This is a genomic window from Arthrobacter sp. 1088, assembly GCF_031455315.1.
In the GTDB taxonomy this organism is placed as follows: domain Bacteria; phylum Actinomycetota; class Actinomycetes; order Actinomycetales; family Micrococcaceae; genus Arthrobacter.
Genome location: NZ_JAVDSM010000011.1, coordinates 1 through 20,903, shown reverse-complemented (window position 1 = coordinate 20,903; position 20,903 = coordinate 1). Strand labels below are relative to the sequence as shown.

The window sequence follows — 20,903 nt, the reverse complement described above, 5'->3', positions numbered from 1 at the left end:
TCAGTTACCGCACTTCGAGGATCATCTGCAGCAGACGGGCTGCCGCCGGACGGGCAGCGTGTTCCTCCACCCACTGCGCACGGGCAAGTGCTTTGCTGACAGCCTGCGTCGTGATGCCGAGTTCCTGGGCCACGGCCTTTTGCTGGCCACGCACTCCGGGGGTGAGGAGGTCCAGCACCCGCCACTCCGCCGCGCTTCGGTGCTGCACAATATGCCCGAGAAGTCGCAATACTGCTTCGGCTTCTGCCGCCAAAGCTGTGAAGGGACCATCAACGGCAACAGGGACACGTTCCTTCCCGTTGCGGAGGCGGTCAACAGCCCGCCGGGCATAGACAAGACCGTGCCCGGAAGCGTCCTTGACAAGGTTGGGAAGGGGCTCGTTGATGGGCCCCACTCCGATTCCTACATACCATTGGCCGGTCCGGAGGGCGATCAGTGCTGTGTCAACAGCTTGGTGGCCGGACTCGACGATGCCTTGCACCTCATCCTCAACCGAACGGTCGAAGTCGAGCCGTGCCGGAATATGCCGCAGGTCCTTGAGGAGCCCTGGCACGAGATCGCCGTCGCGGCGGCTGTCGCGTTGGTTGATGGTCAGAGTGAACATAGTGGATCACATGCTACCGGCTGGTAGCCGCTCTGCAAGGGCTTGTTTTCCTTAAAATTTTTCTGTCGAGGATGCCCGCTCTGCGGCCCCTACTTTGGGGTCCGGGACCGGCTGCCGGCCCTCCGCCACGCCGGATCGGCGATCAAGAGCAGCAAACTTCGGATCCCACGTATCGTCCGAGCTCCCGCTGAACGCCGCAAGAATCAGCATCACCACGAAGAACGGAAAGAAGGACCAGCAGATAGCGCGCCACCCGCCCAACCAGGCACCCGCCGTCGTGCCGTCCTTGATACGTACCGAGCGCATGCCCGCGGCAGCATCGCCGACGCTGCCCGCAGTACCCCAGATCATGCCGTAAACGAACAAACCAACGAACCAGAGAACAACGTAGAGCGTCAACCAGAAGCCGTCGTTGAAGGCCAGAAGTGAGCCACTGTTCATCATGGCATTGCGTGCAACTGCCACTATTGCAGCCAGGATGCCATAGCCTGCAAGGAACACGATCGCGTCAAGGACGCGACCCCAGAAGTGCGCCCCTCCGGATGCTTTCACGAAGTAGGCGCCGGTCCCGGGATGGCGGCGTACAGGGCGGCCGTTGAGGGCATCAACCAAGCCAGTAGCGGTCTGGGACTTCGAATTGCTCATGCGTCAGGCCAGCCCCGCCAGCGCGCCGAGGACGCGGGCAAGCGTCGGCGCGGATGTCTCTTTCAGCTCAAGGGAGACAGATTCGCCTTCCACCCGCGGAGTAAGCACGTGCACGCTGCTGGGGCCGGTGTAGACGGTGACAGTTGGAAAGTCGTTCGTATCAGAATTGAAGACCACCACGTTGCTGGCCGCCTGCGTATCGGCCAGGGCCGTTGCGGCATATTCTTCGAACCCGGCCTCAGAGTAAACAGTGGGATCGGTGTCGCGGTTGGCCGCTGTGTTCGGGTCAACGAATTCAGCCAGGCGCGGAGCCAACTGGTCCCGGGTGACAACAGTGAAGCCGTGCAGCCCGCCTTCATCCACTTCTTCCAGCAGCACGCCGTCGTCGTGGATGTAGCCGTAGAGCCAGCGCTTGCCGGTGGAAACGGTGCGTTCCACTGAGACCACGCTGCTGCCACTGCGACGCAGTGTCAGGGCGCCTGTGATTTCCTCCGTGGCGTGCAGACGGGTGGGTTCGGTCTCGCCTTCAAAGATCACAGGGTAGACGAGTTCCTTGGCGAGCAGCCCACGAAGGGCCACGGCGCACATCAGCTCCTTGCTGGCATCCTGCGAAGTGAGCCACGGAAGGGCCACGATTTGCTCGTGCTGGACACCGTCCAAGGCAACAACCTCTTCATCTGTCAGCGTCGGCAACGCCTTGCCGGTGGCGCTGGCCGACGCCAGGACTTTCGCTGCGGCCTGTACGTCCCGCTCGGTCCAATTCATGGTGCTGGTGGTCATCCGAATATCCCTCCGACAAAGTTTCCGACTGACTTGGCGGCATTACCGACCCCGTCTGCCACCTTACTGCCTACATCCTTGGCGAAATTGCCTACTTCCCGGGCGCCGTCGGCGATGTAACTGCCAGGGTTCCGGGCGAAGTTGCTGATGGAATCCCAGTTGTCCGCCACCAGGTTCCCCAGCGCCCAGGCGCCGGCAACGATGCCCGCGCCGATCACGATTGGCGCGCCAATGGGCCCCAGCAAAGCTGCGCCACCGGCAGTCATGAGCATGATGCTGCCCACCCCGCCCACTACGGACAGGCCGCCGGCTACCCGGTCTCCGGTACCGCGCCAGCCGTCGTGCTCCGGACTGATCATGTCGCTGATACCGCCAACAATGTTCAGCGGCGCCGCCAGGGCCCCGGCGACGCGCAGGCCTTTCGAGAACTTGCTGGCATCCTGGAACGCCTGGCTGTAGGGAATGTTGGCCTTCAGGTCCGTGATGACATCAGTGACCTTCTCGCCGCTGCGCAAAGCACTCAAAGCATCCCGCAGCACCGTACCGCCAGCCCGCCAATTGGTGAGTACCTCGCGGGTCTTGACCCATTCGGCATGTCCGAGCTTCCCGTACTTGTAGGCGGTCCAGAGCTGCGCGCCCAGTTCCTTGACGCCCGTTGCGGTGTCGTAGACATCCGTCAGGACGCCCACCGACGTACCCGAACCGTCATTGTGGCTGGCAAATTCCTGCTGGTTGGCGTGCTTCTTGAGCTGGCTCGCGTTGTCCCTCAGCATGTTGGCGGCCTTCACCAGGCTCTGCCTGTGCTGGCTGTTCCAATCGCTCTTGAAGACCGTGGCGTCGCGGCCCTGCCACGCCGTTGCGGAGTTGATGGCGTTGGATAACTGCGCGCTCTGCAGATTGATGGCATCGGCAGCCTTGCCCATGACGCCGGCCAGACTGCGAAGCTGCGCAATGTCCGCGCCGTAGAACCCGGCCATGTGGTACCCCCTGTTACATGCGTCGTAAAGTCTCGTCCCAGCCTAGGCGGACCCCGAAGATGCCGCGATGGGGAGCAGTGCCCATCAAAGCAACGCGGGGTCACTTAGGGCCCATGTTTTAGCCAATAATGGGCCGTATCTGACCCCGCGTTGCTTAAAGCACGACGGCGGCTGGTGCCGTTCACAGGGAACAGCACCAGCCGCCGTCGTAAGTGTTGCTAGTGGCCTTCGGCCGAGAAGCGCTTGATGGAGGCTTCCAGTTCGGCTTCGGCAGCGGCGCGGTCGCCCCAGCCTTCAGCCTTGACCCACTTGCCGGGCTCCAGGTCCTTGTAACGGGTAAAGAAGTGCTCGATTTCCTTGATCAGGAATTCGCTGACGTCGCTGACTTCCTGGATGTGGTCGAAGCGTGCATCCACCGGGACGCAGAGGACCTTGGCGTCTCCGCCGCCGTCGTCGGTCATGTTGAAAACACCGATGGGGCGGGACTCAACGATGACGCCGGGGTGGAGGTCGAAGTCCTGCAGGAGCACCAGTGCGTCCAGGGGGTCGCCGTCTTCGCCCAGGGTGTTCTCGAAGAAACCGTAGTGCGTGGGGTACTGCATGGAGGTGAAGAGGACGCGGTCCAGGCGGACGCGGCCGGTTTCGTGGTCAACTTCGTACTTGACGCGCGATCCCTTGGGGATCTCGATGGTCACGTCGTGCTTCATGGCGTGCTCCTTGACGGGTGTGGGTGGGGCGCGGCAGGCGAAAGTGCAGCCAGCGCCGCCGACTACTATTGAGGATATAGCGAGAGGCCCGGGTTTCTTGAACCGGCGGGGACATTTTCAGGACTGACAGGACCAAGCAACTTCCATGATGGGCGTTAAAAACGGGGGTGCCCGGAAGTGGGTGTCCACGGCGTGGGGGCGCTTGAAGTGGCCGATGCTGTTGACGTTGGTCCTGCTGTGTCTGGGGGCGATCATAGTGGCCGGCATGGTGCCGGGACTCCTCAGTGCACCCAAGCCGTCACCATCCGCGCCATCATGGCAGCAGGAGCCGGACCGACTGTCCGAGGCCAATGGCGTGCTTCCTTTGGACCCCGATGCCCCCGTGCCCGTCCCGGCTGAGCTTTCGCGCCTTGTGAATGACGCCCTGAAACCCTCCGGCGCCGGCAGCATTACGGGCATTGTCATGGACGCCTCCACAGGCACGGTCCTGTTCGACCGCGATGCCAACGCCAACCGAATCCCGGCGTCGAACATGAAGCTGTTGACCGCCGTCGCTGCCTTGAAGGCGCTCCGTCCCGAATCACGCTTTACCACCCGTGTGCTGGCCGGTAGTGAACCCTCGACCGTTGTGCTGACGGGGGGAGGGGACGTGCTGCTTGGCGGAGGCGCCTCGGATCCAGAGGCCGTGATGGGCCGGGCGGGACTTGCAACCCTGGCCTCCGATACGGCCGCTTCCTTGGCTACCGCCGGGGTCAAAGGGCCTGTGACCGTGCAGGTTGATGATTCGCTGTTCAGCGGCGCGCCCCTCAATCCTGCGTGGAGCCTGGACGACGTCGCGGCTGGCGAAACCGCCCCCTTGTTTTCCCTCGCCCTGAACTCCGGGCGCTACTCACCAACAGTCACCACCGGGCCGCGCCCCCAGGATTCGGCCGTCACCACCGCCCAGGCTTTCGCCGAACAATTGGTGGCTGCCGGCGTCCAGGTGAGTCCCGGCGTCGAACGCGGCAAGGGCGTCCCCGCCAAAGTGCTGGCTGCAGCTGAGTCCGCCACTGTGGGCGAGCAGGTGGACCTCATGCTGGAGACCTCGGACAACTTCCTGGCAGAGGCGCTTGGGCGGATGACCGCCATTGCGTCCGGACAGGAAGCGACGTACGACGGCGCCACTTCAGCCGTGCGCCAACGGCTTGGGGAGTTGGGAATCGCCACTGATCCCAAGCAGTTGCAGTTGGCCGATGTTTCCGGCCTTGCCTTGGAGAACCAGGTGTCTGCCCGCCAGTTTGCCGAGGTAGTCCGTGCCATCACCAGCGGACCGGACCTGAGCCTTCGGACCGCCCTGGACGGATTCCCGGTGGCGGGCCTGACGGGCACCCTGGATGACAGGTATGTGGATCCGAGCACAGCCCAGGGTGCGGGCCTTGTCCGCGCCAAAACGGGGACGCTGAACACTGTCATCGCGCTGAGCGGGTACGTGGTGGATGCTGATGGACGCCTGCTGGTGTTCTCGTTCATCGGCAATGGGCTGGAACCGGGCGCGGCTGGAAACAAGGAGGCGATGGACCGTTCGGCATCGGTGCTGGCCTCGTGCGGCTGCCGCTAGCCCCGCTGGGGAACAGCAGAATCCCGCCGCTCCGCGCGGAGCGAACTTAAGGGCCCTTTGTCAGGGTCATGTGGTGTGATGGACCGTATGGTGTCATCTGCCCGAGATTCGTCAGCAGGGGCCCCGTCCCTGATCAATTGGGACCTGGCCGCCTCGACGGCTGCCCGGCTTACCCCGCCCGGCCCGGCACTGAGCGCTGGGGAAATCGGCAAGGCGGTGGAGAACCTGCGCTTCAATGCCGATATCTCCGTGCCTCATGTCCACGACATCACGGGGCTTGAAGCGGCCCGGGACCTGCGGGATTCGCACGTTCTCGTGGTGGACCGTGCCTCGTGGTCCAAGGCCAACACCCAGAGCTTCTCCGTCATGCTCCAGCCTGTTCTGGCGAAAATGCTGGAGTCCCGCAACAGCCTGTCCCTGACACCCGCTGCCGCTGCGGCCAGCGGAGCCATCACCGGCAGCCAACTCGGCGCCATCCTTGCTTTCCTGTCCAGTAAAGTCCTGGGCCAATACGATCCGTTCGCGGCCTTGGCCCCGGAAGCCCACGTTCCTTCGGGCGGGCGGCTGCTCCTTGTTGCGCCCAACATCATCTCCGTTGAACGCGAACTCAACGTGCACCCGGACGACTTCAGGCTCTGGGTATGCCTTCACGAGCAAACGCACCGGGTCCAGTTCGCGGCAGCACCGTGGCTGCGGGACCACATGCTCGCCGAGATCGAAAAGCTCAGCGGTCACCTTCTGGGCAACATGGATTCCCTGGTTGAGCGGGCAGCCGCCGTAGCCAAGTCCCTGAAGGACCGCGCTGCATCCGGCAACGTGCCAAGCCGGGGCGCAATTCTGGACCTGCTGCAGGATCCAGAGGAGAAGGCTTCCCTGTCCCACATCACTGCCGTCATGAGCCTCCTCGAGGGCCATGCCAACGTGGTGATGGATGCCGTGGATTCCAGCATCGTCCCGTCCGTGAAGACGATTCGCCAGCGCTTCAATGATCGCGGCAAGGACCGCGGCATCATCGAGAAGTTCATCCGAAACCTCCTCGGTCTCGACGCCAAGATGCGCCAGTACACAGACGGAGCAAAGTTCGTGCGCGAAGTTGTTGAGGTAGGCGGCATGGAAGGCTTCAACCGGGTGTGGAACTCGGCCGAAAACCTCCCCACCGAGGAAGAAATCCACAATTCCAGGATGTGGCTCGAGCGGATGGGGCTTTGAGCAGTTCCCCAAGCGCTGCATCCGTTTCCCCAGGCAAGGGCCGACGCCGGCCGGGCCGTTTGGCGCCCGTCGTTGGCAAGGCACGGAAACAGTTGCAGAACGCCCTGGCCGCTGCGGGATACCCGCAACGTGTGCTCGTAGCCTGCAGCGGAGGACCGGATTCACTTGCGCTGGCCGCGGTGGCTGGATACTTCGCCCGGCGCGGCCATGTGGACGGGCATCCCCTTTCCGTGGCCGGCGTGGTTGTCGACCACCAGCTCCAGGCTGGCTCGGCAGACGTAGCTTCCCGAACGGCAGCTGTCTTGAGGGAACTGGGCCTCTCACCTGTGGAAGTGCGCACGGTTGAGGTCGCGTCCACCGGATTCGGGCCCGAAGCTGCGGCCCGCGATGCCCGGCACGCGGCACTCGAAGCCGCAGCAGATGATCTAGGTTGCGATCGAATCCTCCTCGGCCACACCTTGGATGACCAAGCCGAACAGGTGCTCCTCGGCCTGGCCCGTGGCTCCGGTACCCGTTCTTTGGCCGGCATGAGGCCGGTCCGGGGACGCCTGCTCCGGCCCTTCCTGGGCCTGCGGCGCGAAGAGACCCTGGAAATCTGCGAGGCAGAGGAACTGCAGCCGTGGCATGATCCGAGCAACAGTGACTCTGCCTTCGCGCGCTCGCGGACACGCGTGGAGGTCATGCCGGTCCTCGAAGAAAAACTGGGGCCCGGCGTTGCCGAATCCTTGGCGCGGACAGCCGCAATCCTGCAGCAGGACGCCGATTTCCTTGAGGATCTTGCAAACGAGACGTATCTCTCGCTCGTGCAGCGAACCGACGACGGCGCGTGGCTGCCAGAGGATGCCGTACGCGGACTTCCCGCAGCGCTGAGGTTCCGGGTCATCGCGAAGGCGGCTGCCGACGTCGGGGGCCAACAACCCGGGTACGGACGGCTCCAAGCCGCGGAAGCGCTGCTTCGCCGCAAAGGTTCTGCCGGCCCTGTGGAACTTCCTGGCCACGTGAGTGTCTACCGCCTGTCCCTCAGTGATTTGGAGCAGGAACGGGCTGGTGGTTCCGTTGCCTCGGCTGCTGCCGGGACGGGTGATTCGGCCACCGGCGGTCCCCGGGAGGCCGCACGCTGTGGGAAGCTAGTATTCCGGCATCAGAAATCGCCCCAACAGTAGCCGAACCCGAGCATCAAAACAGGAGCCATTGGTGGATTCAAACGACGTCCAGGCAGATCTCAAGCACGTTCTTTACACCAAAGAGCAAATCCAAACGCGCATCGCTGAACTGGCGGCGCAGATCGACAAGGACTACGAAGGCCGCGAACTGCTGATCGTCGGTGTCCTCAAGGGTGCCGTGATGGTCATGGCGGACCTGGCCCGTGCCTTGCACAGCCACGTCAGCATGGACTGGATGGCCGTTTCTTCCTACGGCTCCGGCACCCAGTCCTCCGGTGTTGTACGGATCCTCAAGGACCTCGATACCGACCTCATGGGCAAGGACGTGCTGATCGTGGAGGACATCATCGACTCCGGCCTGACACTGTCATGGCTCAAGTCCAACCTTGAATCCCGCGGTACGGCCAGCGTTGAGATCTGCACCGCTTTCCGTAAGCCGACCGCCGCCAAGGTGGAGATCGACGTCAAATACGTCGGCTACGACATCCCCAACGAATTCGTTGTGGGCTATGGCCTGGACTACGCCGAGAAGTACCGCAACCTGGACTTCGTGGGCACCCTGGCCCCGCACGTTTACGAGTAACCACCCTTACTTACGCCCTTCACCGGACCATAAGGACGTGGGAACCCGTTGACGAACAAAAGCATTGGCATCAAGGACGTAGCAGTTGCCGCCGGCGTGTCTGTCACCACTGTTTCCCACGTCCTGAATGACGTCGCTTACGCTCGCATCAGCGTGGAAACACGGGAAAAGGTCAAAGCCACGGCGGAACGTCTCGGCTACGGCCCAAACCGGCTGGCCCAGGCCCTGCGCACGCAACGGACCGGGATGCTGGGGCTCGTCAGTGAGGAAATCGCCACCACACCGCACGCAGGGCGGATAATCCTGGGTGCGGATGAGGCCGCCAGGGCGCGGGGCTACAACCTGATGATCATCAACACCTCAGGTGCAGCAAGTGACGAGTCCAGGCAGGCCGATGTCGAAGCCCTCCTGGAGCGGCGCGTGGATGGCATCCTGTACGCCACGATGTACCACCGCGAGGTCACCTTGCCGGAAAACCTGAGTTCGATTCCAGCGGTGCTCGTGGACTCCGAGAGCTTGGCCGGGAGCGTCGCTTCGGTAGTTCCCGATGAAGAGGGCGGGGCCAGGGTAGCCGTGCAAAGCCTGCTAGATGCCGGCCACCGCCGGATCGGTTTCCTGAACAACACCGACGACGTCCCGGCTACGCGTGACCGATTGCGTGGCTTCCGGAACGCCTTGGACGAAGCAGGGCTCGACGGCGCGGCCGCACCGGTGGAGTCCGAACTCTCGGAGGTGCTGGGCGGCTATGTTGCCGCCTTGCGGATGTTCAAGCGGAAGGACCGGCCCACGGGCTTGTTCTGCTACAACGACCGCATGGCCATGGGCGCCTACCGTGCAGCGGCTGAGTTGGGAATCAGCATTCCCAACGAACTGTCCGTGGTGGGTTTCGACGATCAGGAACTCATCGCGGCCAACCTCTACCCTGGCCTGACAACAGTGGCATTGCCCCACTATGAGATGGGCGCCTGGGCCACCGAACGGCTGATCGATGCCATCGAGGGCAAGGCAGACCTCGCCGTCCTGGCAGCGAAACCGACGATTCTGGAGTGTCCCCTGGTGACCCGGGAATCCATTACGAATCCCCAGCCAGGGCTGTCCTAGCGCGACGTAGGCGAGTATCCTGTGTACGCCCAGAGGGAACTTTTGAGCATTCCAGTGCGTGAATAACTGGGAACGGTGTATAGCTAGAAACTGAAGCAGCACCATTCGCGCGCAGAAGTTGCGCCTCGCAGCACTACCAGGAGGGACGGGGCGAAACCCCGATCAGATGAAAGCTAAGAGTTTCTTCAAGGGCCCGGGCATCTGGATTGTTGTCGTCGTCGGCTTGCTCCTGGTGGCATTTGCAACGCTGGCTCCGGGCGGTTCCACACGTATTGACACCAAGGACGGCCTGGAACTCCTCGCGCAAAGCGGCAAGGTGGAGCAGGCCAAGATTTTCGACGCCGAGAACCGCGTTGACTTGGTACTGAAAGACAACCTGAATATTGATGGCCAGGACAAAGGCAAGAACGTCCAGTTCTTCTACGTCACGGACCGTGGCCCGGACGTCGTCAAGGCTGTCACCAGCGCCAACCCCGACAAGGGCTTCACTGACCAGCCGATCGAGAACAACTGGTTCTCCGGACTGTTCTCCTTGCTCATCCCCGTGCTGTTGCTTGGTGTGCTGTTCTGGTTCCTGCTCTCCCGGATGCAGGGTGGCGGCTCCAAGGTGATGCAGTTCGGCAAGTCCAAGGCCAAGCTGGTCAACAAGGACATGCCGCAGGTGACCTTCTCCGACGTCGCCGGTGCTGACGAAGCCGTGGAAGAGCTCCAGGAAATCAAGGAATTCCTCCAGGAACCGGCAAAGTTCCAGGCCGTTGGCGCCAAGATCCCCAAGGGTGTGCTGCTGTACGGCCCTCCAGGCACTGGTAAGACACTGCTGGCCCGCGCCGTTGCGGGTGAGGCAGGCGTTCCCTTCTTCTCCATCTCCGGCTCGGACTTCGTTGAAATGTTCGTTGGCGTTGGCGCTTCGCGTGTCCGCGACCTTTTTGAACAAGCCAAGGCGAGTTCCCCCGCCATCATCTTCGTGGACGAAATCGACGCCGTAGGCCGCCATCGTGGCGCAGGCATCGGTGGCGGCAACGATGAACGCGAACAGACTTTGAACCAGCTCCTGGTGGAGATGGACGGCTTCGACGTCAAGACGAACGTCATCCTCATCGCAGCTACCAACCGTCCGGACGTGCTGGACCCGGCGCTCCTTCGCCCGGGCCGTTTCGACCGCCAGATCACCGTTGAGGCCCCGGATATGGTGGGCCGCGAGCAGATCCTGAACGTCCACGCCAAGGGCAAGCCGATGGCCCAGGGCATCGACCTCCGGGCTGTTGCCAAGAAGACCCCGGGGTACACCGGTGCTGACCTGGCCAACGTCCTCAACGAGGCCGCCTTGCTGACGGCACGTTCAAACGCCAACCTGATTGATGACCGCGCACTGGACGAGGCAATCGACCGCGTCATGGCAGGCCCGCAGAAGCGCAGCCGCGTCATGAAGGAACTCGAGCGCAAGATCACCGCGTACCACGAAGGTGGCCACGCGCTGGTTGCAGCTGCCTTGCGGAACTCAGCTCCGGTCACCAAGATCACCATCCTTCCCCGTGGCCGCGCCCTTGGGTACACCATGGTGATTCCCGAGGACGACAAGTACTCGGTAACCCGCAACGAGTTGCTGGACCAGATGGCCTACGCCATGGGTGGCCGTGTTGCTGAGGAAATCGTGTTCCATGACCCCTCCACCGGCGCGTCCAACGACATCGAGAAGGCCACGTCAACGGCCCGGAAGATGGTCACGCAGTACGGCATGAGCGAACGGGTTGGCGCAGTGAAGCTCGGCCAGGGCGGCGGCGAGCCGTTCCTTGGCCGCGACGCCGCGCAGGAGCGTAACTTCTCGGACCAGATCGCGTACGTTGTGGACGAGGAAGTGCGTCGCCTGATCGACCAGGCGCACGACGAGGCTTACGCCATCCTCACCGAAAACCGCGATGTCCTCGATCGGCTGGCACTGGAACTGCTTGAGCGCGAAACCCTCAACCAGGCCGAAATCGCCGAGATCTTCCACGACATCCGCAAGCGTGATTTCCGTGAGATCTGGCTGTCCAAGGAGTCCCGTCCTGTCCAGTCGATTCCGCCCGTAGAGTCGCGCGCCGAGAAAGCCGAGCGTGAGGCCCAGGAAGAGGCCAAGAAGGCCCGTCTGGACGAGCCGCTGGATGCCGTAGCCCCGCACTCCCAGGGCGTCAGCAGCCAGGAGTCATTCCAGTCACCGGGACCCGACGGCGGCAACGACTCTCCGCTTCACGGCTAAGCTTTCTGCTGTGACTCATTTCGACGACGACGACCTCGCCGCCGCCCACGGCTCAGCCACGGACGGCAAGCGAGGCAATAAAGTGGACCGCCCGCGCATTGAAGCAGCAGTACGTGAAATCCTGCTCGCCATTGGTGAAGACCCTGACCGCGGCGGCCTGCAGGACACGCCCAAGCGGGTTGCCAAGGCCTATGCGGAGGTCTTCGCGGGCCTTCACCAGCACCCGGCGGATGTCCTCTCGACCACGTTTGACCTCGACCATGAAGAGCTTGTCCTCGTGAAGGACATTCCCTTCTATTCGACGTGCGAACACCACCTGGTCCCGTTCCACGGTGTGGCCCATGTTGGTTATATTCCGTCACATGACGGCAAGGTGACAGGCCTGAGCAAGCTGGCCCGCTTGGTGGATATCTATGCGCGCCGGCCGCAGGTGCAGGAGCGGCTCACCACGCAGATCGTCGAGGCACTGGTAAAGCACCTCAACCCCCGCGGGGCGATTGTCGTCGTCGAATGCGAACACATGTGCATGTCCATGCGCGGCATCCGCAAGCCCGGCGCCAAGACCGTCACCAGTGCGGTGCGCGGTCAGCTCCATGACCCGGCCACCCGCGCCGAGGCCATGAGCCTCATCATCGGAAGGTAAGCAATATATGGATTCCCTCGCTGCAGCACCCGGAACCGGCCCGGCCACAAGCCCACTGCCGATTCTCCGCAAGCCGCGGCCTGCGGCCAGGTTCGAGGACCTGCCAACGGACCGCACGCTCGTCATGGGAATTCTCAATGTCACCCCGGATTCCTTTAGCGACGGCGGCACCCACCGTACGCCGGACACCGCAATCGCACTTGGCCTGCGTATGTTCTACGCCGGCGCGGACATCATCGACGTCGGTGGCGAGTCCACCCGCTCCGGCGCCGAACCCGTTTCCCCCGAAGAAGAGCAGCGCCGGGTCCTCCCCGTGATCCAGGCGCTGGTCAAGGCAGGCGCGCTGGTGAGCATCGACACGATGCACACGTCAACGGCGGCTGCTGCGGTGGAAGCCGGCGCCGCGATCATCAACGATGTCTCAGGGTTGACCATCGAGCCGGACATGCCCGAACTCGTGGCGCGCACCAAGGTTCCGTACATCCTCACGCATCGTCGTGGCGATGCCCGCACCATGGACAGCCTCACCGAGTACAACGACGTCACGGAAGACGTCGTGGCCGAGCTCAGCGGTGTTCGCGACAAACTCTATGCAGCGGGCGTTGCTCCCGGGCAGATCATCGTTGATCCCGGGATTGGCTTCTCCAAAAACGAGGACCAGAACTGGGAAATCCTCAAGAACCTGGACAAGCTCTTCACGCTCGGCCACAAGGTCATGGTGGCTGCGTCGCGCAAGCGGTTCCTCGGCTCGCTCCTCACTGTTGCCGGCAAGTCTGCCGCACCGCTGGAGCGGGATGCCGCCACGGCAGCCATCACTGCCCTGAGCGCCGCGAAGGGCGCCTGGGCTGTCCGCGTCCACGACGTCGGTCCCAGCCTTGACGCCGTCAAGGTTGCCGCTCGAATCGCCCGCTGACCGGAGGCCCTTGTGGACAGGATCACGCTGACCGGTGTCACCGCCGTCGGCCATCACGGAGTGTTCGATTTCGAGCGCCGGGACGGCCAGCCGTTCGTCGTGGACGCCGTCCTTCATACTGACTTCAGCAAGGCTGCGGAGACGGATGACCTCCAGTACACCGCGCACTACGGCGAGGTGGCTGAGCTCATTACCTCGCACATTGAGGGCGAGCCGCTGAACCTGATTGAGGGTCTGGCCGTGAGGATCGCCGACGGCATCCTCGCCAATTACAACGTGGCGGCAGTCGATGTCACCGTCCACAAGCCGAAGGCGCCCATCGAGGTTCCGTTTGGCGATGTCACCGTGAGTGTCCACAGGGAGCGGTCATGAACTCCGGATACACCAAAGCGATCCTGGCGCTCGGCAGCAACCTTGGTGAGCGGAACGACACCCTGTCCACAGCCGTCGCCGATCTCGTGGACCCACCGGAAGTAAGGCTCCTTGGAGTGTCGCCGGTGGTCCAGACCAAGGCGGTCGGCGGCCCGGAAGGCCAACCGGATTTCCTGAACATGGTCATGGCAGTCGAAACAACTCTCAGTCCCCTTGAGCTGCTGCAGCACTGCCACGACGTCGAACAGAAGCACCACCGCACCCGTGAAGTGCGTTGGGGTCCGCGGACGCTGGATGTGGACATCATCGTTTTCGGTGATGTGGTCAGCGACGACCCCGTCCTGACCCTGCCTCATCCGAGGGCGGCCGAACGGGCCTTTGTCCTGTACCCGTGGTCGCTGCTGGAGCCGAACGCCCAACTGAACGGGCACAGCGTGGCAGAGTTGGCGGCCGCAGCTGATGACATGCCCGGCATCCGTCGCTTCGACGGCTACGGCGACGTCGCCGGTGTTCCCGCGACGGGAGCGGTGGAATAGCAGTGAAGCCCATGCGCCCCGCGGTCCTGGTCATCATCGCCATCATCGCTGCCGCCATCGGTTGGCTGGCTACGGCGGCAACGAACCGCTTCAGCATGCCCACTCCCGTGCTTCCGGTCTCCGCACTGGTCACCATGGGCGTCATCGCCGTGCTCACTCTCATCATGGGAATCCGGGTGCTGCGGTGGCGCAACGGCAAGAAGAAGAACCTGCTCAACCCGATCCTGGCTGCCAGGACACTGATTCTTGCCCAGGCCTGCGCATATGCAGGGACGCTCCTTCTGGGCTGGCATGCTGGCATCTCCTTTGACCTTCTGCGAATCGGAACCTTGCGCAGTGGTGAAGGCATCCTGTGGAACGCCGTCCTGATGGGCGGTGGTGGCGTGGTGATGGTCGTCGTCGGCCTGGTGGTGGAGAGGTTCTGCCGGATCCCACCCGAAGACCTCGAAGGTGGCACCCCTGGACCGGAAACCCGCCGCGGGGAAGCAAAAGGCGAAGGCGAGTATGCATACCGAGGCGATTGACCCTCCCGGCGTCCAGTGGCTGCGGGTCTCCCCGAAGTACGTCACAGTCCGCTTGGTGGAGTGGGCCATCGGAAACCTGGTGATGGTGGCAATCCTCAGCCTTCCCCTCGTGTTTGTGCAGCTGGGGTGGTGGCGTTGGCCTCCGCTGTGGCTCGCCATCACGGTACCTGCGGTGATGCTCGTCCTGGCGTTGTGGCGGCTCGTGCTGATTCCGCGCCAGGTCCGCGCAATCGGCTATGCGGAGCGCGATGACGATCTCCTCATCCGCCGCGGCATCTTTTTCCAGCGCACCATGGTGGTCCCGTATGGACGCATGCAGTACGTGGATGTGTCTGTCGGTCCCGTGGAACGTGGACTGGGACTCTGTACTTTGAAGCTCCACACGGCGTCCGCCGGTACCAGCGCATACCTGCCCGGGCTTCCTGCCGGGGAAGGCGCACGGCTGCGTGAACAGCTCTCGGCACGTGGAGAAGCCAGGCTGGCCGGGCTGTGAGCCCGGACGGTAGCGCCACCGTAGGCCTTCCGGCTAAAGCCGACGACGGCGATTGGCGGCGCGTGCATCCAGCATCGCCGTTCGTGCGTGGCTGGGTGGCGCTTGCCGCCGTCGGATACTTTTTTGGTCGCGACGCCTTTGAACGGATACTGCAGGGGCGTGACATCCTCGATCCCAACCTCAATGGAAGGGTGCCCTGGCTGCTGGCCGGCGGGGGCATTGTGCTTCTCCTGACCGTGGGTGGATTCATCCTGAGTTGGTACTTCACGCGTTATCAGGTGGCCGGGGGCTATGTCCGGGTCAACACCGGTTTCGTGTTCAAGCAGCAGCGGCAGGCGCGGTTGGACCGTGTCCAGGCGATCGACATCGTGCAACCGCTCTTGGCGAGGATTTTTGGCCTCGCTGAACTCAAGTTTGAAGTCGCCGACGCCGGCGAGTCGGCCGTGCGGCTCGCTTACCTTCCGCTGGCCCAGGCCAAACAGCTGCGCGCCACTATCCTTGCCCGTGCCGCCGGAGTGGTGAGTGGACCGGAGACTCCACAGGAAATCCCAGAAGCGCCCGAGCACGTTGTCTTGTCCGTGCCACCTTCCCGGCTTATTGGCTCGCTCCTGCTCAGCGAGCAAACCGTGGGTATCCTGCTCGGTGCCGTGGCATCCATAGCCATCTCCGTGTATACCGAAAACAGCGCCATCTTCCTGGCGCTGATCCCGGCCGTGCTGGGCATTGGTGCTGCTTATTGGAGCTCATTCAACAAGGGCTACAACTTCACCGCAGCGATCTCCCCTGATGGGATCCGGCTGCGCTACGGGCTCCTGGACACCCAAGCCCAGACCTTGCCCCCGGGCCGGATCCAGGCGCTGAAAGTCACCCAGCCGCCCATCTGGAGGATCTTCGGCTGGTATCGGATGCAAGTCAACGTGGCCGGCTACGGCGGCGCTGCTGGCAATGAGAATGCTGCCCGGACCACGTTGCTACCGGTGGGCATGAAGCCGGACGTCATGCGGATGCTGTCCCTCGTGCTGCCGGACCCGGGTGTTGAGGATCCGGAACGGGTTTTCACGTCCGGGCTGGAGGGGTTGGCCGGGCTTACCTCCGGGGATGCTTTCGTTACCACTCCGCGCCGCGCCCGGCTCCTGGCCCCGCTGGGATGGCGACGCAACGGGTTCCTGGCCACGCGAACGGCACTGTTGATTCGATCCGGCCGATGGTGGCGTACTTTGGTCCTGGTTCCCCATCAGCGCACTCAGTCCATGGCCCTGCAGCAAGGTCCGCTCGCGCGGCGTTTCGGTGTGGCGGACCTTGTCCTCCACACCACGGCGGGACCTGTGGTGCCACGCCTCTATCAGGCCGACGTCGAGGTGGCCGTGCAGTTATTCGACCAGCAGGCTGCCCGTGCCCGCGAGGCGAGAAAGCGGCAGACCAGCGAGCAATGGCTTGCGGAGGTAAGCGGCCAGGTTCCACCCCAATCACCAACACAATCTCTACCCCACGCACCAACGCAGGAGGACCCCCAGCATGGTTAGGCCAGGAAGACTCGGAGTCGGCATCATCGGAGCCGGCAAGGTGGGTGCCGTCCTTGGTGCCGCTTTGCGCGCGGCCGAGCACGCCGTCGTCGGGGTTTCTGCGGTATCCGAAGCGAGCCGCGAGCGGGCAGAGACGCTGCTTCCGGGAGTCCCGATCCTTGGGATCCAGGACATCGTGGAGCGCTCGGAACTGGTGCTCCTTGCCGTTCCCGACGATGCCCTCGGCGAGCTTGTTGCTGGACTCGCGAAGCTCGGTGCGTGGCAACCGGGCCAACTGGTGGCCCACACGTCCGGCCGCTTCGGCGTCGGGATCCTGCAGCCGATCCGCACGGCCGGTGCAATTCCGCTGGCACTGCATCCTGCCATGACTTTCACCGGTATGAGCCTTGACCTGACCCGCCTGATGGATTGCACGTTCGGAATCACCGCCGACGCCGCTATGCTGCCGATTGCCCAGGCACTGGTCGTGGAGATGGGCGCCGAGCCGGTAGCGATTGCCGAAGCAGACCGCACCCTGTACCACGCGGCCCTCGCGCACAGCTCCAACCACATGGTGACGCTTGTTGCGCAGGCGTCGCAGTTGCTGCGGGAAATCGGCGTCGAATCACCGGAGTCCATGCTGGGCCCATTGCTGCGGGCCACACTCGAGAACGCTCTTGCGAGCGGGGAATCCGCATTGACCGGCCCCGTCGCGCGAGGCGACGTAGGCACCGTTGCTGCGCACGCCCAGGCGCTGAAAGAATACGACGGCGGAGCGGGCGGCGACGTGCTCGCGGCCTACCAGGCCATGGCCCGGGCGACGGCCCGGCGTGCCGGGAACCGCGGACTGCTGCGTCCTGAACAACTGACTGACATTGGCGAGGCCTTGGGAACAGAGCCCACCGCGCCGGAAGGAATCTGAACAGCATGGCCATCAAACTCGTGACCACCACGGCCGAACTGCGCACTGAAAGCGCACGGCTCCTGGCTTCAAAACGAGGAACTTCCCAGGGCCTGGTGCCGACCATGGGGGCCCTGCACTCAGGCCATGCCGCCTTGGCGAGGACCGCCGTGGCAGAGAACGACGTCGTGGTGGCCACCATTTTCGTGAATCCCCTCCAGTTCGGCGACGCCGTGGACCTCGACCGCTATCCACGCACGCTTGAGGCCGATATGGCCATCCTTGATGCCGAAGGAGTGGACCTTGTCTTCGCGCCCGCCGTGGACGAGGTGTATCCCGGCGGGCAGCCGCTGGTCCGTATCACGGCCGGTCCGCTGGGCGGGAAATGGGAAGGTGCCTCACGTCCGGGACACTTCGACGGTGCCCTGACCGTGGTAGCCAAGTTGCTGCACTACGGACTTCCAGGCGGGGCAGCTGCGGACGGTTCCATCCCCGTCTACCGTGCCTACTTTGGCCAGAAGGACGCCCAGCAACTTGCCCTCGTGAAGCGGATGGTCGTGGATCTGAACTTCCCAGTGGAGATCGTGCCCGTGCCAACCGTCCGTGATGACGACGGGCTGGCGCTTTCCAGCCGTAACCGCTTCCTCTCGGACGAAGAACGCGGGGCAGCTCTGGTGCTCTCACGGGCTCTGCGCCTCATCGAGTCCCGCGCGAACGCACATGAACCGCTGGACCTGGATTCCGCCGTCGCGCTTGTCCAGTCCCAGCCACTGGTGGAACTGGACTATTTCGACGTCGTGGATCCCACCACCCTTGAGCCGCTGGCGGAGAACTGCAAGGAAACTCCGTTCCGCGGCGAAGGGCTGGCAATCATTGCCGCCAAGGTAGGTCCGGTGCGGTTGATAGACAACGTTCCGCTTAATTCCTGAGGTTGAATACCCAACGTTTGGATTTTCTGCTGACGGGAATCCCTTGGGCGTCTAGACTGTTCCTGTCTTTACCGGCACCGATCGCCGGAATCCAAGCCCAAACCTGAGGAATCCTCATGTCTACCGACGTCACATCCGACGCCAACAGCGAGCCCGGTTCCGGCGCGTCCGCAAGTGCGCCCTCCACAGAGGAAGCACTCGCCCAGGCTCCTGTATCCGGGAAGATGTCCCGTGAATCCGTCACGGTCATTGTCACGTTGTTGGTCGCCACTTTTGTGGTGATCCTCAACGAAACCATCATGAACGTGGCGCTCCAGCGGCTGATGACCGATCTCAAGGTGGACGCGCCCACGGTCCAGTGGCTCGCCACCGGGTTCATGCTGACCATGGCGGTCGTCATTCCCACTACCGGGTTCATCCTCCAGCGATTGACCACCCGGGGCTCGTTCATGCTGGCGATGGGACTCTTCAGCGGTGGAACTCTGCTCGCCGCCCTGGCGCCCGGCTTTCCCGTGCTGCTCCTTGCGCGAATCGTCCAGGCCGGCGGCACGGCGATCATGCTGCCCTTGCTGATGACCACAATCCTCACCCTTGTCCCGATGTCCCGGCGCGGAGCCGTCATGGGCAACGTCAGCATCGCCATCTCGGTCGCTCCCGCGATGGGCCCAACCGTTTCAGGCATCATCCTGGACCACTTTTCGTGGCGCTTCATGTTTGTGTTCGTCCTCCCTGTAGCACTGGCTGCCTTGGCGATTGGTGCCAAGTACCTCACCAACGTGGGGGAGCGCGGGAAGACTGGTTTGGACTTCACTTCGGTGGTCCTCACGGTGCCTGCCTTCGGTGGCCTTGTCTATGGCCTCAGCCAGATTGGTGGTGCAAACGCAGGGGTGGTCCCGGTCGTCGCACTCGTAGTGGGACTCGTGTGCCTGGCGCTGTTCGTCTTCCGCCAGCTCAAACTGCAGAAGTCCGACTCGCCACTACTGGATCTCCGGGCCTTCAACTTCCGAATGTTCACAGTGTCCACGCTGCTGATGGTCGTGGCGATGATGGCCCTGTTCGGTGGAGTCATCCTGCTCCCGCTCTACCTGCAGAACACGCTGCACCTCCAGCCGATGGAAACCGGCCTTGCCCTCCTGCCCGGCGGTTTGGCCATGGGTTTGTTGGGGCCCGTGATCGGGCGGATCTTCGACAAAGTGGGTCCGCTGCCCCTGACCGTATCCGGTTCAGTCCTCATGGTCCTGACCCTCTGGCAGTTCTCGCGGCTCGATCAGGCCAGCGCCCTCGGATGGGTCATTGCGCTGCACGTAACGTTGAGCCTCGGCCTGGCACTACTCTTTACGCCAGCCTTCACCACTGGCCTGAACCCGCTGCCTCCGCACCTGTACTCCCACGGATCGGCCATCATGAGCACGGCCCAGCAAGTGGCCGGTGCCGCTGGCACTGCGCTGCTCGTGTCCATCTTCGCCGTGGTGTCCGCATCGTCCGGCCTGGTAGCCGGCATGCAAGCGGCCTTCCTGGCGGCAACCATCATTGCCGGAGCTGCAGTGGTGCTCGGTTCGATGATGCGCAAGACCGAAGGCGCAGGCCACGGCGGCCACTGACCCTTGACCGGGCACTGACCTTTGACCGGGCACGGCCGGGCCGTTTGGGTGCGGGCCGTGGGGGGCTTCGGCTGTTTGGGGTTCGGCTGTTTGTCGGTTCATCCGCTGCGCGCGCTCGCGCGCCGCCTTCTTCGGATGTTCTCTCAGATAATCGGTGTTTTCGAGCGTCGTTCTCTCACATCCTGACGTGTTTGGCGTGTCGTTCTCTCACGTCCTGACGTGTTTGACGTGTCGTTCTCTCACTTCCTGGCGTGTTTGGGCCGGTTGCGCTTGAGTTCATCGCCTGCCGGCTTTGCCGATATCGGCCGCTGATGAGGCCCGACGGCGGATCCTTGGTGCCGCTTCAAAGAGCGGCTATTGCCGCTGCTTCTTCGTGTGACGGGCTTCACGAACAACGGTTTTGCGGTTATTGAGGTGTTTCTGGGCCGTTTCCCCAGTGTTTACGGGGATTTGGGCGGCGTCTGGGCGGATTTGTTCGGACGGTATGGCACGTGTAAAGTTATCTGAGTCGCCGCCGCTGATGCGGAAATAATGGTGACGAAATCCCCTTCAAATTACCGGTTTCCGGTGGTGCTTTTTGTGCCTCCGATCTGGCTTGGGGGCCTGAGTGCGGTTTGCTTCATGCGATCGAATCGGGTAAGTTTGAAAAGTTGCTCCGGAGCGATCCTGTGGCCCTGTAGGGGTTGTGGGTGGTGCCGGTAAGTATCTGTTGTTTGAGAACTCAATAGTGTGCCAAGTTTGTTGATGCCGATTGTTTTTTTGATTGGTTGAAATTATATGCCGGATCGTCATGCACCCCCGTGTGTGGTGGTTTGGTTTTCAGCTGGTTTCGAATTTTGTGCAGCCGTGTTCGCCGTTATTTCCGGTGGGTGTGGTTGTGTCTGTTT

The 20,903-nt window shown here is 63.1% G+C and carries 21 protein-coding genes; 16 read left to right on the top strand and 5 right to left on the bottom strand.

The window, feature by feature from the left end; translation table 11 throughout:
* Positions 1-4: 4 nt before the first annotated feature.
* The 5 genes from J2Y41_RS17275 to J2Y41_RS17255 all read right to left on the bottom strand — a co-directional run bounded on the left by J2Y41_RS17275 (position 5) and on the right by J2Y41_RS17255 (position 3,713).
* Positions 5-604 (bottom strand): hypothetical protein, encoded by a 600-nt coding sequence (locus J2Y41_RS17275; RefSeq protein ID WP_224094599.1) that lies wholly within the window; start codon positions 602-604, stop codon positions 5-7.
* 51 nt (positions 605-655) lie between these two features.
* Positions 656-1,249, bottom strand: a complete 594-nt coding sequence (locus tag J2Y41_RS17270) for an RDD family protein (protein ID WP_224165997.1) — start codon at positions 1,247-1,249, stop codon at positions 656-658.
* 3 nt (positions 1,250-1,252) lie between these two features.
* Positions 1,253-2,029 (bottom strand): hypothetical protein, encoded by a 777-nt coding sequence (locus J2Y41_RS17265; RefSeq protein ID WP_309930272.1) that lies wholly within the window; start codon positions 2,027-2,029, stop codon positions 1,253-1,255.
* Positions 2,026-3,006 carry a hypothetical protein gene (locus J2Y41_RS17260; RefSeq protein WP_224094602.1) on the bottom strand — a complete coding sequence of 327 codons (981 nt, stop codon included), beginning with the start codon at positions 3,004-3,006 and terminating at the stop codon, positions 2,026-2,028. Before J2Y41_RS17260 ends, J2Y41_RS17265 begins: the two co-directional genes overlap by 4 nt.
* A gap of 218 nt (positions 3,007-3,224) precedes the next feature.
* On the bottom strand, positions 3,225-3,713 hold the full coding sequence (locus J2Y41_RS17255; protein ID WP_144663396.1) for an inorganic diphosphatase: 489 nt from the start codon (positions 3,711-3,713) through the stop codon (positions 3,225-3,227).
* Between the two features lie 148 nt (positions 3,714-3,861).
* Between J2Y41_RS17255 and dacB the strand changes: the two genes are divergently transcribed.
* The 16 genes from dacB to J2Y41_RS17175 all read left to right on the top strand — a co-directional run bounded on the left by dacB (position 3,862) and on the right by J2Y41_RS17175 (position 20,016).
* Positions 3,862-5,310 (top strand): D-alanyl-D-alanine carboxypeptidase/D-alanyl-D-alanine-endopeptidase, encoded by a 1,449-nt coding sequence (dacB, locus tag J2Y41_RS17250; protein WP_309930488.1) that lies wholly within the window; start codon positions 3,862-3,864, stop codon positions 5,308-5,310.
* 87 nt (positions 5,311-5,397) lie between these two features.
* Positions 5,398-6,519, top strand: coding sequence for a zinc-dependent metalloprotease (locus J2Y41_RS17245; protein WP_309930270.1), 1,122 nt, complete (start codon positions 5,398-5,400; stop codon positions 6,517-6,519).
* A gap of 92 nt (positions 6,520-6,611) precedes the next feature.
* On the top strand, positions 6,612-7,682 hold the full coding sequence (gene tilS, locus J2Y41_RS17240) for a tRNA lysidine(34) synthetase TilS (RefSeq protein WP_309930486.1): 1,071 nt from the start codon (positions 6,612-6,614) through the stop codon (positions 7,680-7,682).
* Positions 7,683-7,713: 31 nt separating this feature from the next.
* Positions 7,714-8,265 carry a hypoxanthine phosphoribosyltransferase gene (hpt, locus tag J2Y41_RS17235; protein WP_216924216.1) on the top strand — a complete coding sequence of 184 codons (552 nt, stop codon included), beginning with the start codon at positions 7,714-7,716 and terminating at the stop codon, positions 8,263-8,265.
* A 48-nt stretch (positions 8,266-8,313) separates the two neighbouring features.
* On the top strand, positions 8,314-9,366 hold the full coding sequence (locus J2Y41_RS17230) for a LacI family DNA-binding transcriptional regulator (RefSeq protein WP_224094604.1): 1,053 nt from the start codon (positions 8,314-8,316) through the stop codon (positions 9,364-9,366).
* A 166-nt stretch (positions 9,367-9,532) separates the two neighbouring features.
* Positions 9,533-11,602 (top strand): ATP-dependent zinc metalloprotease FtsH, encoded by a 2,070-nt coding sequence (ftsH, locus tag J2Y41_RS17225; protein WP_224094605.1) that lies wholly within the window; start codon positions 9,533-9,535, stop codon positions 11,600-11,602.
* Positions 11,603-11,612: 10 nt separating this feature from the next.
* A complete protein-coding gene (gene folE / locus J2Y41_RS17220; RefSeq protein ID WP_224094607.1) occupies positions 11,613-12,245 on the top strand; it encodes a GTP cyclohydrolase I FolE in 633 nt (210 codons plus the stop codon).
* A gap of 7 nt (positions 12,246-12,252) precedes the next feature.
* Entirely contained in the window at positions 12,253-13,158 is a 906-nt protein-coding gene (gene folP, locus J2Y41_RS17215; RefSeq protein ID WP_224094609.1) for a dihydropteroate synthase, read from the top strand.
* 12 nt (positions 13,159-13,170) lie between these two features.
* A complete protein-coding gene (gene folB, locus J2Y41_RS17210; protein WP_216924207.1) occupies positions 13,171-13,530 on the top strand; it encodes a dihydroneopterin aldolase in 360 nt (119 codons plus the stop codon).
* Positions 13,527-14,066: a 2-amino-4-hydroxy-6-hydroxymethyldihydropteridine diphosphokinase gene (gene folK, locus J2Y41_RS17205; protein ID WP_224094613.1), complete on the top strand. Its 540-nt coding sequence runs from the start codon at positions 13,527-13,529 to the stop codon at positions 14,064-14,066. The genes folB and folK overlap by 4 nt, the downstream gene beginning before the upstream one ends.
* 2 nt (positions 14,067-14,068) lie before the next feature.
* A complete protein-coding gene (locus tag J2Y41_RS17200) occupies positions 14,069-14,590 on the top strand; it encodes a DUF3180 domain-containing protein (protein WP_224166000.1) in 522 nt (173 codons plus the stop codon).
* A complete protein-coding gene (locus J2Y41_RS17195; RefSeq protein ID WP_224094617.1) occupies positions 14,571-15,083 on the top strand; it encodes a PH domain-containing protein in 513 nt (170 codons plus the stop codon). The genes J2Y41_RS17200 and J2Y41_RS17195 overlap by 20 nt, the downstream gene beginning before the upstream one ends.
* Complete coding sequence (locus J2Y41_RS17190; protein WP_309930261.1) at positions 15,080-16,606, top strand: PH domain-containing protein; 1,527 nt, start codon at positions 15,080-15,082, stop codon at positions 16,604-16,606. Before J2Y41_RS17195 ends, J2Y41_RS17190 begins: the two co-directional genes overlap by 4 nt.
* Positions 16,599-17,507, top strand: a complete 909-nt coding sequence (locus tag J2Y41_RS17185; RefSeq protein WP_224166001.1) for a Rossmann-like and DUF2520 domain-containing protein — start codon at positions 16,599-16,601, stop codon at positions 17,505-17,507. The genes J2Y41_RS17190 and J2Y41_RS17185 overlap by 8 nt, the downstream gene beginning before the upstream one ends.
* Positions 17,508-17,512: 5 nt before the next feature.
* Positions 17,513-18,415 carry a pantoate--beta-alanine ligase gene (panC, locus tag J2Y41_RS17180; protein WP_309930258.1) on the top strand — a complete coding sequence of 301 codons (903 nt, stop codon included), beginning with the start codon at positions 17,513-17,515 and terminating at the stop codon, positions 18,413-18,415.
* 116 nt (positions 18,416-18,531) lie between these two features.
* Positions 18,532-20,016 (top strand): MDR family MFS transporter, encoded by a 1,485-nt coding sequence (locus tag J2Y41_RS17175; RefSeq protein ID WP_309930256.1) that lies wholly within the window; start codon positions 18,532-18,534, stop codon positions 20,014-20,016.
* Positions 20,017-20,903 lie beyond the last annotated feature (887 nt).

Bases quoted from the DNA above. Each gene is read 5' to 3' on its own strand.
- ftsH (WP_224094605.1), top strand. From the start codon at position 9,533: ATGAAAGCTAAGAGTTTCTTCAAGGGCCCGGGCATCTGGATTGTTGTC.
- folP (WP_224094609.1), top strand. From the start codon at position 12,253: ATGGATTCCCTCGCTGCAGCACCCGGAACCGGCCCGGCCACAAGCCCA.
- J2Y41_RS17270 (WP_224165997.1), bottom strand. From the start codon at position 1,249: ATGAGCAATTCGAAGTCCCAGACCGCTACTGGCTTGGTTGATGCCCTC.
- dacB (WP_309930488.1), top strand. From the start codon at position 3,862: ATGGGCGTTAAAAACGGGGGTGCCCGGAAGTGGGTGTCCACGGCGTGG.
- J2Y41_RS17275 (WP_224094599.1), bottom strand. From the start codon at position 604: ATGTTCACTCTGACCATCAACCAACGCGACAGCCGCCGCGACGGCGAT.
- J2Y41_RS17195 (WP_224094617.1), top strand. From the start codon at position 14,571: ATGCATACCGAGGCGATTGACCCTCCCGGCGTCCAGTGGCTGCGGGTC.
- J2Y41_RS17265 (WP_309930272.1), bottom strand. From the start codon at position 2,029: ATGACCACCAGCACCATGAATTGGACCGAGCGGGACGTACAGGCCGCA.
- panC (WP_309930258.1), top strand. From the start codon at position 17,513: ATGGCCATCAAACTCGTGACCACCACGGCCGAACTGCGCACTGAAAGC.
- J2Y41_RS17185 (WP_224166001.1), top strand. From the start codon at position 16,599: ATGGTTAGGCCAGGAAGACTCGGAGTCGGCATCATCGGAGCCGGCAAG.
- J2Y41_RS17260 (WP_224094602.1), bottom strand. From the start codon at position 3,006: ATGGCCGGGTTCTACGGCGCGGACATTGCGCAGCTTCGCAGTCTGGCC.
- folK (WP_224094613.1), top strand. From the start codon at position 13,527: ATGAACTCCGGATACACCAAAGCGATCCTGGCGCTCGGCAGCAACCTT.
- J2Y41_RS17175 (WP_309930256.1), top strand. From the start codon at position 18,532: ATGTCTACCGACGTCACATCCGACGCCAACAGCGAGCCCGGTTCCGGC.
- J2Y41_RS17255 (WP_144663396.1), bottom strand. From the start codon at position 3,713: ATGAAGCACGACGTGACCATCGAGATCCCCAAGGGATCGCGCGTCAAG.
- J2Y41_RS17245 (WP_309930270.1), top strand. From the start codon at position 5,398: ATGGTGTCATCTGCCCGAGATTCGTCAGCAGGGGCCCCGTCCCTGATC.